At 67.3% G+C, this 14825-nt stretch carries 11 protein-coding genes; 5 read left to right on the forward strand and 6 right to left on the reverse strand.

Annotation, left to right across the window (positions count from 1 at the left end):
- Positions 1-105: 105 nt before the first annotated feature.
- Together ABH900_RS05730 and ABH900_RS05735 are read right to left on the reverse strand one after the other, a co-directional pair.
- Positions 106-1011, reverse strand: a complete 906-nt coding sequence (locus ABH900_RS05730; protein ID WP_429621934.1) for an NAD(P)/FAD-dependent oxidoreductase — start codon at positions 1009-1011, stop codon at positions 106-108.
- Entirely contained in the window at positions 1001-1456 is a 456-nt protein-coding gene (locus ABH900_RS05735; protein ID WP_429621935.1) for an Rrf2 family transcriptional regulator, read from the reverse strand. The genes ABH900_RS05730 and ABH900_RS05735 overlap by 11 nt, the downstream gene beginning before the upstream one ends.
- 183 nt (positions 1457-1639) lie before the next feature.
- Between ABH900_RS05735 and ABH900_RS05740 the strand changes: the two genes are divergently transcribed.
- Entirely contained in the window at positions 1640-3760 is a 2121-nt protein-coding gene (locus ABH900_RS05740) for a methyl-accepting chemotaxis protein (RefSeq protein ID WP_429621936.1), read from the forward strand.
- Between the two features lie 109 nt (positions 3761-3869).
- On the opposite strand, the gene ABH900_RS05745 is transcribed toward ABH900_RS05740, so the two are convergent.
- A complete protein-coding gene (locus ABH900_RS05745; RefSeq protein WP_429621937.1) occupies positions 3870-4772 on the reverse strand; it encodes a LysR substrate-binding domain-containing protein in 903 nt (300 codons plus the stop codon).
- Between the two features lie 105 nt (positions 4773-4877).
- On the opposite strand from ABH900_RS05745, the gene ABH900_RS05750 reads away from it, so the two are divergent.
- Positions 4878-6092 (forward strand): MFS transporter, encoded by a 1215-nt coding sequence (locus ABH900_RS05750; protein ID WP_429621938.1) that lies wholly within the window; start codon positions 4878-4880, stop codon positions 6090-6092.
- 86 nt (positions 6093-6178) lie between these two features.
- Entirely contained in the window at positions 6179-6988 is an 810-nt protein-coding gene (gene dkgB, locus ABH900_RS05755; protein WP_429621939.1) for a 2,5-didehydrogluconate reductase DkgB, read from the forward strand.
- A 73-nt stretch (positions 6989-7061) separates the two neighbouring features.
- Here dkgB and ABH900_RS05760 read toward each other — a convergent pair whose 3' ends face one another.
- On the reverse strand, positions 7062-7763 hold the full coding sequence (locus ABH900_RS05760) for an alpha/beta fold hydrolase (RefSeq protein WP_429621940.1): 702 nt from the start codon (positions 7761-7763) through the stop codon (positions 7062-7064).
- A 159-nt stretch (positions 7764-7922) separates the two neighbouring features.
- Between ABH900_RS05760 and ABH900_RS05765 the strand changes: the two genes are divergently transcribed.
- Positions 7923-8303, forward strand: a complete 381-nt coding sequence (locus ABH900_RS05765) for a YbjQ family protein (protein WP_429621941.1) — start codon at positions 7923-7925, stop codon at positions 8301-8303.
- Between the two features lie 42 nt (positions 8304-8345).
- Here the strand turns inward: ABH900_RS05765 and ABH900_RS05770 are convergent, their stop codons facing one another.
- Together ABH900_RS05770 and mgtE are read right to left on the reverse strand one after the other, a co-directional pair.
- On the reverse strand, positions 8346-11072 hold the full coding sequence (locus ABH900_RS05770; RefSeq protein WP_429621942.1) for a bifunctional acetate--CoA ligase family protein/GNAT family N-acetyltransferase: 2727 nt from the start codon (positions 11070-11072) through the stop codon (positions 8346-8348).
- A 179-nt stretch (positions 11073-11251) separates the two neighbouring features.
- A complete protein-coding gene (gene mgtE / locus ABH900_RS05775; protein WP_429621943.1) occupies positions 11252-12622 on the reverse strand; it encodes a magnesium transporter in 1371 nt (456 codons plus the stop codon).
- Between the two features lie 345 nt (positions 12623-12967).
- On the opposite strand from mgtE, the gene ABH900_RS05780 reads away from it, so the two are divergent.
- Positions 12968-14746 (forward strand): monovalent cation:proton antiporter-2 (CPA2) family protein, encoded by a 1779-nt coding sequence (locus tag ABH900_RS05780; RefSeq protein ID WP_429621944.1) that lies wholly within the window; start codon positions 12968-12970, stop codon positions 14744-14746.
- Positions 14747-14825: the final 79 nt, after the last annotated feature.

A 14825-nucleotide genomic window follows, 5' to 3' on the forward strand; every position in this document is an offset into this window, starting at 1 on the left:
CGCGGTGTCAACGCCCGGATCCGGATGCCTGCTGCCGTAGATCCACGCCATGCGTGGATGCTGCGCCACCGGGATCGGATCCGACCCCGGCCGCACGGGCGGCGATCAGCGCGGCAGGCTGTCTTCGCCCACCAGCGCGTGGTGCATGCCGATACCCGCGCGCACGCCCTCGGCCGCGGCGAGAGTGATATTGCCCACCGTGGTTGCATCACCTGCGGCGTAGACGTTCGGCACCGAGGTCTGCTTCATCGCATCGACCTCGATCAGCACGCCCAGCGGGCTTTCCGCCAGCACGCAGCCCAGCTGCTGCACCAGGGGCGTAGCCATCGCCTGGGTGGCCGGCACGAACAGCGCGCGTTGGGCGATGCGACGACCGTCGGCCAGTTCCACTTCCAGCCAGGTTGGTTGCTCGCCCTGCACACCCACCACCGGCGTCGTCTCGATCTGCACGCCGCGCTGCTGCATGGCGGCGAGCTCTTCGTCGGTGGTCGCCAGGCCCTGGCTGAAGAAGGTGACATTGCCCCAGTCGGCAAACAACGGTGCCTTGGCGGCCGACATCGGATGACCCCCGAGCAGGCCGACTGCGCCACCACCGACTTCGTAGCCGTGGCAGTAGGGGCAATGCAGCACGGTGCTGCCCCAGCGCTCGGCCAGCCCCGGCAACGCCGGCAGCTGGTCGGCGATGCCGCTGGCCAGCAGCAGTTTGCGCGCAGCCAGCACCTGGCCATCGGCGGTACGCACGTCCACGCCGTCGGTGGTGGCACTGGCCTGCACGGCCTCGGCCTGCAGCCAGCGCACGCTGGGGTAGTCCAGCAGCTGCTGGCGCGCGGTCTTCAGCAGCTCGGCGCCACTGATGCCGTCCAGCCCCAGCACGCCATGCGAGTGGCTGGCGAAGCGGTTGCGCGGCGATCCGGCGTCGATGACGGTGACCGGGCGACGGGCACGCGCCAGGATCAGGCCGGCAGCGATGCCGGCATAGCTGCCACCGACGATGAGCACATCAGGATTCATGGTGACCTTCCAGGGAGCGGTGATGGGCGAGATGACGGGCAAAGTCGGCGCCGAGCTGGTCCAGCGTAGTCGCCTGCAGGCGCTGTTCGAGCAGCCGCTGTGCCTCGCGCGCGCCTTCCAGCAGCGCGTTGTTGACCAGCTGCTGGATCGGGCAGCCACGGCCGGAATCACGCGTGCCGACCTGCACCAGCGGCGGCGCCCCTACCCCCAGATAGATGTCGTGCAGGGTGATCGCAGCGGCATCGCGCGCCAGCTGGCTGCCACCGCCGTGTCCGCGTGTGCTGCTCACCAGCCCGGCCTTGTGCAGCTGGGCCAGCAGGCGACGGATCACCACCGGGTGGGTGGGCAGGCAGGAGGCCAGCTGTTCGGAAGTGCGCGGGCCGGGCTGGCCGACCAGATGGGCCATCACGTGCAGTGCGTCGGAGAGCGGATTGGCGGATTTCATGTAACAACAATAGTTACATTTAAATCCCCTGTCGAGGGTCTGCTTTCGTTCCATATGGACACATTTGTCCTATGAAACATCTCCTTCACATCACTAAACGAAACGCGAATGTGATGTCCGTCGCACTTCAGTGCGTGCCCGACGGGTCGATACCGCAGTGCCCCTTCCCGAGAGTCCTTCCACATGAATGCGTCTGTCCGTGCGCCGCGCCTGCAGTCCAAGCTGCTTGGCGCGGTTTCCGTTGGCTTGGCCGTGGTCCTGTTGTGCGCCCTCGCCGGCTTGGCCTCTGCCTGGTTGAAACTGTCCACCGAGGTTCCACCCGAAGTCGCGCACAGCCGTGACGCCGAACGCCTGCAGCGCGAATTCCGCGGTCAGGTGCAGGAATGGAAGAACGTGCTGCTGCGCGGCCACGACGATGCGCTGCGCCAGCGCCATCTGGACGCCTTCGACAGCGAGGGACGCCTGGTCGAGCAGCTGGCAAAGAGCCTCGTAACCAGCCCAGACACGCGCACGCGTGAACTGGCGCAGGCGTTCATCGGCCTGCATGCACAGCTGCAGCAGGACTACCACGCAGCGCTGCAGGCCTTCGCCGAAGCCCACTACGACCCGGCCGCCGGCGACAATCTGGTACGCGGCAAGGATCGTCCGGTGGCGAGTGCGCTGGACGCGTTGAGCACGCACGCCACGCAGGTGGCCGAGGCGGCAGTGGCCGCACGTTCACAGCAGGCACGACAGACCCTGCTGCTGTGCGCGGCGCTGACCGTACTGGCCGCCGTACTGCTGCTGATGGGCCTGGCCTGGTGGCTGCGGCGTGCGGTGGTGCAGCCGGTGCTGGCGGTGGAAGCGGCCGCCCGCGCCGTGGCCGCAGGCGACCTGCAGCACGTGGTACAGGTGCGCAGCCGCGACGAGATCGGCCGGCTGGCGCAGGCCATGCAGGCGGTACAGTCCACGCTGCGTGGCGTGCTGGATGCACAGACCGCGATGGCGCAGGCACATGAGGCCGGCAGCATCAGCCACCGCATGGACGCCGCGGTCTTCCCCGGTGCATTCGGCGAGATGGTGGCCGACAGCAATGCACTGGTCGATGCACACATCCGGGTGAAGATGCGCGCGATCACGATCATGGGCCGCTACGCCGTCGGCGATCTCAGCCAGGACATGGAGCGCCTGCCCGGTGAGAAGGCGGTAATCACCGAAGCATTGGACGCGGTCAAGCACAACCTTGGCGCGATCAACGGCGAGATCCGCCGCCTGGCCGAAGCAGCCGCTGCCGGCGACTTCAGCCAGCGTGGCGACAGCGCGCGTTTCGAGCATGACTTCCGCGCGATGGTCGAAGGTCTGAACCGTTTGATGCAGACCACCGAGCTGAACCTGGGCGAGGTATCCGGCATGCTGCGCGCCATTGCCGATGGCCGCCTTGGCACGCGCATGCACGGCGACTTCCAGGGCGTGTTCGCGCGGATCGCGGGCGATGCCAACACCACCGCCGCACAGCTGGCAACCATCGTCACCGACATCAAGCACGCCTCCGGCAACATCCACACCGCCGCGGCGGAGATCGCGGCCGGCAACAACGACCTGTCACGCCGCACCGAGCAGCAGGCGGCCAACCTGGAAGAAACCGCCGCGTCGATGGAGGAACTCACCTCCACCGTGCGCCAGAACGCCGAGCACGCGCGCCAGGCCAACCAGCTGGCGATCGGCGCGCACAGCGTCGCCTCGCACGGCGGCGACGTGGTCGGCCAGGTGGTGACGACGATGGGGGCGATCGAGACCTCGTCGCGGCAGATCGCCGAGATCATCAGCGTGATCGATGGCATCGCGTTCCAGACCAACATCCTGGCCTTGAACGCCGCAGTGGAAGCCGCACGCGCCGGCGAGCAGGGCCGTGGTTTCGCGGTGGTCGCCAGTGAGGTGCGCACGCTGGCGCAGCGCTCGGCTGCTGCCGCCAAGGAGATCAAGACCCTGATCGAAGCCTCGGTGGAGCAGGTCGGCCACGGTGCACAGCGCGTGCGCGAAGCCGGCGACACCATGGCCGAGATCGTGGCCTCGGTGCAGCGCGTGACCGACATCATGGCCGAGATTTCCGCCGCCTCGCAGGAACAGAGCGCGGGCATCGAGCAGGTCAGCCAGACCGTGATCCAGATGGATGGCACCACCCAGCAGAATGCCGCGCTGGTGGAAGAAGCCAGCGCCGCCGCGCGCAGCCTGGAGCAGCAGGCGAACCGCCTGATCGATGCGGTGGATGTGTTCGATCTGTCGACCACCGCAGCGACCAGGGACGCACTGGCACGCGCGGCCTGAGGGATCTGCCGGGCATGGCCCGGCGCTACCGGCCGGGGTAGCGCCCGACCGTTGGTCGGGCGACGGCAGGATCAGTGCGGACCAACGGTCCGCACCCACCCGAATCCGATCAGCGCAGGTAGGCGCTCTGCGCCATCGCTTCACCCAGGTAATCCAGGAACGAGCTGATCCGCGCCGACACCGCCGTGTTGCGGTAGTACACCGCGTGGATCGGCTGGTACACATCCAGCGTCTGCGCCGCCAGCACCGGCACCAGGGTGCCGGCGGCACGGTCGCGATCGGTGACGAAGTCGGACAGGCAGGTAATGCCCACACCTTCCACCGCCAGCCGACGCAGGGTCTCGCCGCTGGATACCGCGATATCCGGGCGTATCAACAGCTGGCCATCCGCATCACCCGGCAGCGGCCAGAGGTTCAGCGATTCCGGCTCGTTGAAGCTGAGCAGCGTGTGCTGGCCCAGTGCCGCCGCGCTGGCCGGTTCGCCATGTGCGGCCAGATAGGCCGGACTGGCCACCAGCCGCAACCGGCAACGGCCCAGCGGCCGCGCATGCAGGGTGGAATCGGCCAGCGGCCCGATGCGGATCGCCAGATCGGTGCGCCGTTCCAGCAGGTCGATGTAGCGCTCGGAGCTGTTCAACTCCAGCTGCACCTCCGGGTAGCGGACGCGGTAGCCGGCAACCAGCGGCGCGATCACATGCAGCACGAACGGCATGGCAGCATCCACGCGCAGGCGCCCAGCCGGGCGCTCGCGCCGCGCCGCCATCTGTTCCTCGGCCGATTCCACCGCATCGATGATCGCGCGCGCATGGCGCAGGTAGGCCTCACCCTCGGCGGTCAGGTGCAGGCGGCGGGTGGTGCGGGTCAGCAGCGTCGTGCCCAGCTTGTCCTCCAGCCGTCCCAGCGCGCGGCTCACGCCAGAAGGCGTCTGCCCCAGCTGCTCGGCGGCAGCGCTGATCGAGCCACTGTCGATCACCGCCAGGAACGCCTGCATTTCATCGAGAGTGGTTTTCATGCGGCCATTATTGACCACGCGGCAAGAGTGATTGGCGTGAAGACTGGTTTTTCGGCAAAGGTCGGCCGCGCACACTGCGCCCCTTCCTTCCCTCCGGAGCCTGCCATGATCCGTGGCATTCCCCTCGCCCTGCTGGCCCTGACCCTCGGTGCATTTGCCATCGGCACCACCGAATTCGTCATCGTCGGGCTGATTCCCACCATTGCGACCGACCTGCAGGTCAGCCTGCCCTCAGCCGGTTTGCTGGTGTCCCTGTATGCGCTGGGCGTGGCCATCGGCGCGCCGGTGCTGACCGCACTGACCGGCCGCGTGCCGCGCAAGCAGCTGCTGGTGGCGCTGATGCTGCTGTTCACCCTGGGCAACGTCATCGCCTGGATGGCCCCGGGCTACACCTCGCTGATCGTCGCCCGCATCCTCACCGGTCTGGCCCACGGTGTGTTCTTCTCCATCGGCTCGATCATCGCCACCGCCGTGGTACCGAAGGAAAAGGCCGCCAGTGCCATCGCCATCATGTTCACCGGCCTGACCGTGGCGCTGGTGACCGGCGTGCCGCTGGGCACGTTCATCGGCCAGCACCTGGGCTGGCGCGCCACCTTCCTGGCGGTGGCCGGGCTGGGCGTGGTCGCGCTGGTCGGCGCGCTGCTGTTCGTGCCGCGCAGCGTGCCGCAGAGCGCGCCGGCCAGCTTCCGCCAGCAGCTGGCCGTACTGGCCCAGCCACGCCTGCTGCTGGTCTATGCGATGACCACGCTGGGCTACGGCGGTACCTTCCTGGCCTTCACCTACCTCGCGCCGATCCTGCAGGACGTCACCGGTTTCTCGGCCAATGCGGTCAGCCTGGTGCTGCTGGTGTACGGCGTGTCGGTGGCGATCGGCAACCTGTGGGGCGGCCGCATGGCCGACCGCATGGGCCCGGTGCCCGCGCTGAAGCGTATCTTCGCCCTGCTGGCCATCGTGCTGTTCGTGCTCACCTTTACCGCCTACAACATCTGGCTGATGCTGCTGACGGTACTGGCGCTGGGTGCGGTGGCGTTCGGCAACGTGCCGGGCCTGCAGGTGTATGTGGTGAAGCAGGCGCAGCGCTATGCACCACAGGCCAGCGACGTGGCCTCGGGCCTCAACATCGCCGCGTTCAACATCGGCATCGCGCTGGGCGCCTCGCTGGGCGGCCTGGTGGTGGAGCACATCGGCCTGATGCACACCCCATGGCTGGGCGCGCTGGTGGTGGTGGGCGCGTACGCGCTGACCGTACTCAGTGGCCGCCTGGACCGCCGCGATGGCATCGATGACCGGGCCGACGGCATCACCGTGGCCGCGCATTGATTCATGCAATGCAGCGTTGCCGGCATGCATACGGTACCTGCCCTACCCTCTTCCCTTTGCGACTCCCTCCCCCCTTGGAGCTTCCCATGACTGTCCCCGCTTTTGGCCTCGGCACTTTCCGCCTGAAGGACCAGACCGTGATCGACTCGGTGCGCAACGCGCTGAACGTCGGCTACCGCGCTGTTGATACCGCGCAGATCTATGGCAACGAAGCCGAGGTCGGCCAGGCCATCGCCGAGTCCAGCGTGCCGCGTGATGATCTGTACCTGACCACCAAGGTGTGGATCACCGAGTTCAAGCGCGATGCGCTGCTGGCCAGCCTGCGTACCAGCCTGCAGAAGCTGCGCACCGACCGCGTCGATCTGGCGCTGATCCATTGGCCGTCGCCCAACGACAAGGTCGACGTTCCGATGGAGGAGTACCTGCCGGCGCTGGCCGAAGCCAAGGCACAGGGGCTGACGAAGGCGATCGGCATCTCCAACTTCACCATCGCGCAGACCCGCAAGGCCATCGAGATCCTCGGTGCCGATGCCATCGCCACCAACCAGATCGAGATCCATCCGTACCTGCAGAACCGCCTGCTGGTGAAGTTCCTGCAGGACAACGGCATCCACATCACCGCCTACATGAGCCTGGCCTATGGCGAGGTGATCAAGGACCCGGTGATCCAGGCCATTGCCGGCCGCCACCAGGCCACCCCGGCCCAGGTCGCCCTGGCCTGGGCGCTGCAGCAGGGTTATTCGGTCATTCCCTCCTCGACCAAGCGCGAGAACCTGGCCAGCAACCTGGAAGCGGCTGCAATCCGCCTGACTGACGAAGACATGGCGCAGATCGCCAAGCTCGATCGTGGGCACCGCCTGGCCAACCCGGAAGGCATCGCTCCGGCCTGGGATTGAGCCCAAGCCGCCGGGCATGGCCCGGCGCTACCGGATTACCGTGGGTAGCGCCGGGCCATGCCCGGCGGATCCATCAGTCCTGCAACAACCACCCGCGCATCGACGCACTGACCTCGTCGGGCTTCTCCATCGGCGCCAGATGTCCACAGTCGGGCACCACCACCAGCTCCGAATGCGGCACCAGCGCGTGCATTTCCTCGCTCACCGCCAACGGCGTGATGCGGTCATTCGCACCACACACGATCAACAGCGGATCACGGTAGCCGGCCAGCACGTCATGGCCGTCGCGGCGTTCCAGCGCGCTCTGGCGCAGGAACACGTCGGCCCCCAGCCGAGCGGTCATGTCGCGCACACGCTGTACCAGCACATAGTCATCCAGCCGCGAAGCGTCGATGTAGCTGCGCATCAGCGTGTCACCGAAGCCATGGAACTTGCCCGGCAGGCGCACACTGGCGCGCTGGCTGCGGCGCTGCTCGGCGCGATCCGGCGAGTCGGCATGGATCGAGGTATCGATCAACGCCAGCTGCATCACCCGTTCCGGTGCGATGCGCAGGATCTGCTGAGCGACGAAGCCACCCAGCGAGAAGCCCGCCAGCGCGAAGCGTTGCGGCGCCTGTGCCAGCACATCCTCGGCCACCGCCTGCAGGGTCTCGCCGCGGGTCTGGTCGCCCACGATGCAATCGGCGATGTCGGCCAGGTCGGCCAGCTGCGCGCGCCACAGCTCGGCATCGTTGAGCAGGCCGGGCAGCAGCAACAGGGGGATTCGGTCGGTCATGGCGCCATTGTCGCGCCAGCGGAGTGACGGAACCATGCTGCAACGGGTGTTTGCGTTGTAGAGTCGAGCTTGCTCGACTGCTCCGGCCTTGCGACAGTCGAGCAAGCTCGACTCTACATTTCAGGGCCACAGGCTCGACGCTACGACACGGACGCGAACATGGCAGACCCCTACAACAGCGGCAACCCGACCACCTCGCTGACACGCTTCGACGATTCGCTGGTTACCACCGCCTTCGAGTTGCCCGGCTTCCGCATTGCCCGCAATCTGGGCGTGGTGCGTGGCATCACCGTGCGCTCGCGCTCGATCGTCGGCAACTTCCTCGGCGGCATCCAGACGATCTTCGGCGGCAACATCACCATCTACACCGAGCTGTGCGAACAGGCCCGCGAGGAAACCTACCGCGATATGGTCAAACACGCGCGGCAGCTGGGCGCCAACGCGATCATCGGCATGCGCTACGACGCCACCGATGTGATGACCGGACTGACCGAAGTGCTGTGCTATGGCACGGCGGTGGTGGTGGAACCGCTGCGTTGACCTGAGCGCCGGGCATCACCCGGCGCTACCGATGGGCGACGATCACGCCACCGGTGGGACGTCGGGCACCTCGACCTGCTGCACCGGCAGCGTCACCATCATCACCGTCGGGTCGTCCGGGTCCAGCTTGGTCTTGAAGCCCAGGCTCTGGCACATCGCCAGCATGGTGCTGTTCTCGCGCAGCACCTGGCCCTCGACCACATCCAGGCCCAGCCACTTGGCGTACTCGATCATGATCGCCATCAGCCGCCAGCCGATGCCGTGGCCCTTCAGGTCCGAACGGATCAGGATGCCGTACTCGCCACGGTGGTAATCGGCGTCGGCATGCAGTCGTACCGCGCCCAGCATGTCGCCACTGCGTGGTTCGATCGCCACCAGCGCGATCGAGCGTGCGTAGTCAAGCTGGGTCAGGCGCGCGATGAACTCGTGGCTGAAGTGCTTCACCGACTGGAAGAAGCGCAGCCGCAGGTCCTCGTCGCTGACATGGGCGAAGAAGGTGCGGAACAGCGCATCGTCCTCCGGGCGCACCGGGCGCACGAAGGCACGGCCGCCATCGGACAGCTCGATGGTGCGCTCCCACTCCTTCGGGTACGGGAAGACCGAGAAGCGTGGATGGCCGCGCCCCTTGTGCAGGATGCGCGACGGCGCCACGGCAATGCGCGCATCGAGTGCGAGGATGCCCGCGCTGTCGACCAGCAGCGGATTGATGTCCAGCGTACGCACTTCGGGAATATCGGCCGCCAGCTGCGCCAGCTTCACCAGCGCCAGCGCCAGTGCGCGCTCGTCGGCGGCCGGTACATCGCCATAGGCCTTCAGGATGCGCGAGGCACGGGTCTGGCCGATCAATTCGTGGGCCAGGCGCAGATCCAGCGGTGGCAGGGTCAGCGCCTTGTCGTTGATCACTTCAACGGCGGTGCCGCCCCGGCCGACCACGATCACCGGACCGAACGTCGCATCATCGGCGATGCCGACGATCAGCTCGCGCGCCTTCGGGCGAACAATGGTCGGCTGCACCAGCAGGCCGTCGATGCGCGCATCCGGGCGCAGCTGCCGTGCGCGCGACAGTATCGCATTGGCCGCGTTCTGCACGGCCGGCAGCGTGGCCAGATTCAGGCGCACGCCATCCACTTGCGACTTGTGCGGGATGTCCGGTGACAGGATCTTCAGCGCCACGCTGGCGCCGCGTTCCAGCAACGGCTGGGCCAGGTCCATCGCCTCGTGCGCATCGCGCGCATGCATCACCGGCGCGGACGGAATGCCGTAGGCCTTGAGCAGTTCGTGGGTGGCCAACGGGTCCAGCCACTGCTGGCCTTTGGCCAGTGCGGCGTCAACCAGCGCGCGTGCGGCAACGGTGTCGACGTTGAAATCCTGCGGCAGGCTGGGCGGCGTTTCCATCAGCGCGTTCTGCGCTTCGCGATAGCGCACCAGATGCTGGAAGCCGCGTACCGCCTCGGCCTCGGTCGGATAGGTCGGCACCCGTGCTGCATTGAGGGTGGCGGTGGCCTGGTCATCGTTGCCGAGCCACACCGCGAACACCGGCTTGTCGCGATGATGGCGCGGGCGCAGGCCGAGCGTGCGGGTCAACGCCTGTGCTGCATCGGCCGACGAGGTGAAGGCGGTCGGCACGTTGACCACCATTACCGCGTCATTCTCGTTGTCGGCCAGCAGGGCCTCGATCGCGGCAGCGTAGCGATCGCCATCCGCATCGACCACGATGTCGACCGGATTGCTGCGCGACCACCCCTGCGGCAGCACCGCATCGAGTTTTTCGACCGTCCCTTCGGACAGATTGGCCAACGTGCCGCGCAGTGCGATCAGCTGATCGACCGCGAGTCGGCCAACGCCGCCACCATTGCTGAGGATGGCCAACCGCCGGCCGGGGAACGTACCCAGCCGGCCCAGCGTTTCGGCAGCGGTGAACAGTTCGTCCAGTGCACCCACGCGCAGCAGGCCGGCGCGGTTGAAGGCCGCACCGTACACATCGTCGGCACGCGCCAGTGCCTGCACATGGGTGTCGCCGCTGCCGGGCTGCACGCGTTCGGCGCGACCGGATTTCACTACCACCACAGGCTTGGCACGGGCCGCGGCACGCGCGGCCGACATGAACTTGCGCGCGTCCTTGATCTGCTCGACATAGAGCAGGATGGCGCGGGTGCGGTAGTCGGTGGCGAAGTAGTCGAGCAGGTCGCCGAAGTCGACATCCATCGTGTCGCCCAGCGAAACCACCGCGGAAAAACCGACCGAGCGCGCCACTCCCCATTCCACCAGTGCCGCAGCAATCGCCGAGGATTCGGAAATCAGCGCGAGGTCGCCGGCCTGCGGGAAGTGCGCGGCGATGCTGGCGTTGAGCCGTGCATGCGGCGCAATCACGCCCAGGCAGTGCGGGCCGAGGATGCGCAGGCCATGCTTGCGCGCCACCGCCTCCACCTGCGCCGACAGCGAGCCCGGGCCTTCGCCCAGATGCGCGGTGAGGATGATCGCCGCGTGCACGCCACGCTCGGCGGCGGTGCGCACCACCTGCGGCACGATCGCCGCCGGCGCGGTGACCACCACCAGGTCGGGCACCCAGTCCAGGTCCTTCAGCCGCTTGACCGTACGGATGCCATCGATCTCGGCATGCCGCGGGTTGATCCACGCCACCTTGCCAGGGAAGCCGGTGCCGCGCAGGTTGCGCATCACCGCTCGCCCGGCCGATCGCTCGCGCGGGCTGCCGCCGATCACCGCGACCGACTGTGGACGGAACACGGACTGCAGGTGGTAGGTACTCATGCGCCTACGGTACACGGACTGACGCTGCAGCGGCATGATCGTGCGCAGGCCCCGGGCACCGTATCCACGCATGGCGTGGATCTACCGGTCATCTTGCACGACCCTGGCACCGCATCCACGCATGGCGTGGATCTACTACCGGGACCAGTAGATCCACGCCATGCGTGGATGACGCCCCGTTACAACAAGGTGCCGTGCAGGATGAGGGCGGCGATGCTGAAGTAGATCACCAGGCCGGTCACGTCCACCAGGGTGGCGACGAACGGGGCCGAGGCGCTGGCCGGGTCGAAGCCGAGCCGTTTGAGGATGAAGGGCAGCATCGAGCCGGACAGCGAACCGAAGGTGACGATGCCGATCAGTGCGGCACCAATGGTGATCGCCAGCAGGATCCAGTGCTCGCCATAGTCGTGCAGGCCACCCAGCTGCCAGATCACGATACGTACGATCGCCAGGCAACCGAGGATGGCGCCCAGCACCATGCCCGTCGGAATCTCGCGCAGGGCGACCTTCCACCAGTCGCTCAGGCGCAGTTCGCGCAGCGCCAGGCTGCGGATCAGCAGCGAGGTCGCCTGCGAGCCGGAGTTGCCACCCGAACTCATGATCAGCGGAATGAACAGGGTCAGCACCACCGCGCGTGCCAGCTCGTCTTCGTAATGCTGCATCGCGCTGGCGGTCAGCATCTCGCCCAGGAACAGCACGCTCAGCCAGCCAGCGCGCTTGCGCAGCATCTCGAGAAAGCCGATCTGCATGTACGGCTTGTCCAGCGCTTCCATGCCGCCGAATTTGTGCGCGTCCTCGGTTGATTCCTCGATCAGCGCATCCAGCACGTCATCGACGGTAACGATACCGAGCATCTGCTGCTGCGCGTCGACCACCGGGATCGCCAGCAGATCGTGGCGGCGGATCAGCCGCGCCACTTCTTCCTGGTCCATCAGCGCGTCCACCGTCACCGGCGGATTGATCTGGGCCACGTCCAGGATCGATTCCTCCGGCAGGCCGGTGATCAGCCGGCGCATGGTCACCACCTGCTGCAGCTGCTGGCTGGCCGGGTCCAGCACGTAGATCGCGTACACGGTCTCGCGGGTGCGCTCGACCTGGCGGATATGCTGCAGGGTCTGCGCCACGCTCCAGCTGGCCGGCACCGCCACGTACTCGGTGGTCATCAGTGCACCGGCGGTATTCGGCGGGTAGCTGAGCAGCTTCTGGATGGCTTGCCGTGCGTCGGTGCCCAGCAGCGGTATCAGTCGCGCGCGCTCGTCCTCGTCCAGCTCATGGACGATATCGGTGGCGCGGTCATCGGCCATCAGCCCAAGCAGGGCGGCGGCGCGGGCCGGCGGCAGTGCGGCCACCAGCTCACCGCTGCGCTGCAGTTCGGGCGCTTCAAGCATCTTCACCGCACGCGGCAGCGACAGCGCAGCCAGCGTTTCCGCGGCGCGGCCCAGCTCCAGCGTGTTGAGGAATTCCACCGCATCGGCGGTGTTGTAGTTCGCCAGTGGCGCGGCCAGTGCGGCGGCATCGGCCACCGGGCGCAGCAATTGCTTCTGGTTCATCGGTTTTGCCCTGTGGGGGTGCGACCTCGCGCAACGCCAACGCAGGCAAACCGTCCCGATGTCAGGCGGTGGCCATCACTGGCGTCGAACGAGGTCGACTTCTACTGTCGCTGGACATGGGTTGGGGACTCCGGGATGCGTGTGCCGGCGGACGCGCCGCCAGCGGCGGGCAGTCTGGACCCGCCGGCCATGCAGGTCAACCCGGCAGCCCTGTGGCGAACCACGGCCCGGCCGGTTGTTCTCGTCCGTACACAGACCGACGCGCATAATGTCGCTGTGGCGTTCGCCGCGCTTTCCCCACCCGAACGGACGCACTGCGGGCTTCCCCGATGACCAGGTATTCCCATGCATAGCGGTGGTCTGGAACTGGCCCTGGTGCTGCTGCTGGCGGCGGTCATCGCCGTGCCGGTATTCAAGAAGTTCGGCTTCGGTGCGGTGCTGGGCTACCTGGCGGCGGGCGTGGTACTGGGACCGGACGGGCTGGGCTTCGTACAGGACGCCGACCGCATCCTGGGCGCGGCCGAAATCGGCGTGGTGATGCTGCTGTTCGTGATCGGCCTGGAGCTGTCGCCGGCGCGCCTGAAGGTGATGCGGCGCTCGGTATTCGGCGCCGGCGCAGCACAGGTGGCGCTGTCCGGGCTGGTGCTGGGTGGACTGCTGCTGCTCGACCAGTTCCAGTGGAAGAGCGCGCTGGTGGTGGGCGTGGCGCTGGCGCTGTCGTCCACCGCGGTCGGCCTGCAGCTGTTGTCCGAACACAAGGCGATCAACAGCGACCATGGCCGGCTGGGCTTTGCCATCCTGCTGTTCCAGGACCTGATCGCGATCCCGCTGCTGGCGGCCATTCCGCTGCTGGGTGGGGTGAAGAACGAGACCTTGCGCTGGGAAGATGCCGCGGTGGCGCTGGGCGCGCTGGCGGTGGTGATCCTGTGCGGACGCCCGGTACTGCGCAAAGTGTTCAGCATCATCGCGCGCACGCGCAGCCCTGAAGTGTTCACCGCCACCGCGTTGCTGGTGGTGCTGGGCACCGCCTGGTTCATGCAGGAAGCCGGCCTCAGCCCCAGCCTGGGCGCGTTCCTGGCTGGCGTGCTGTTGTCCGATTCGGAGTTCCGGCACGAACTGGAATCGCAGATCGAGCCGTTCAAGGGGCTGCTGCTGGGCCTGTTCTTCATCGCGGTGGGGATGGGCATCGACCTGGACCGTATCGCCGCCGAACCATGGATGATCGCCGGCGGCGTCGGCATCCTGCTGGTGGTCAAGTTCAGCCTGCTGTACGCGGTCGGCCGCGTCGCCAGGCTCAGTTCGAGGCAGTCGCTGCTGCTGGGCAGCGTGCTGTGGCTGGGCGGCGAGTTCGCCTTCGTGGTGTTCAACGAAGCCCAGCGTGCGCACCTGCTGGGCAACGCCAACCATGACCGGCTGGTGGCGATTGTCGGCCTGTCGATGGCGATCACGCCGCTGCTGATGATCGCGCTGCTGCGCCTGCTCGGCCAGGAGAAGGCCGCACCGCGCGAGCCGGCCGAGGCCGACAAGGTGGCCCCGGACAATCGGCCGAAGGTGCTGATCGCCGGCATGGGCCGCTTCGGCCAGGTGATCGCCCGCCTGCTGACCGCACAGAAGGTGCCGTTCGTGGCGCTGGAAGCGAACCCGGATACCGTGGCCGACCTGCGCCGTTTCGGCAACCAGCTGTACTACGGCGACCCGACCCGGCCGGAGATGCTGCGCGCCGCCGGCGGCGAACACATCGATGTGTTCGTGATCACGGTGGACGACCCGGAAACCAACCTGCGTGCGGTGCGCATGGTGCGCCGGCTGTACCCGGATGCGAAGGTACTGGCGCGCGCGCGCAACCGCCAGCATGCGTGGCGCCTGATGGACATGTCGGCCGAGCCGTTCCGCGAAGTGTTCGGCACCAGCCTGGAGATGAGCGGGCGCGTGCTGACCGCACTGGGTGTGGCGCCGAACGTGGCCGAACGCCATGTGCAACGCTTCCGCGAGCACGACGAGCAGCTGCTGCGCGACCAGTACCTGGTCTACGACGACGAAGCGGCGGTGATCCAGACCTCGCGCGATGCACGCAACGACCTGATGCACCTGTTCGAGGCCGATGCGGAAAGCGACGACAAGTAGATCCACGCCATGCGTGGATGCGTTGGTTTCCGGGCACGATCATCCACGCATGGCGTGGATCTACTGAAAGCATCCTGCC

Origin of the sequence: Stenotrophomonas sp. AN71 (assembly GCF_050435725.1) — a bacterium.
Taxonomy (GTDB): Bacteria; Pseudomonadota; Gammaproteobacteria; order Xanthomonadales; family Xanthomonadaceae; genus Stenotrophomonas.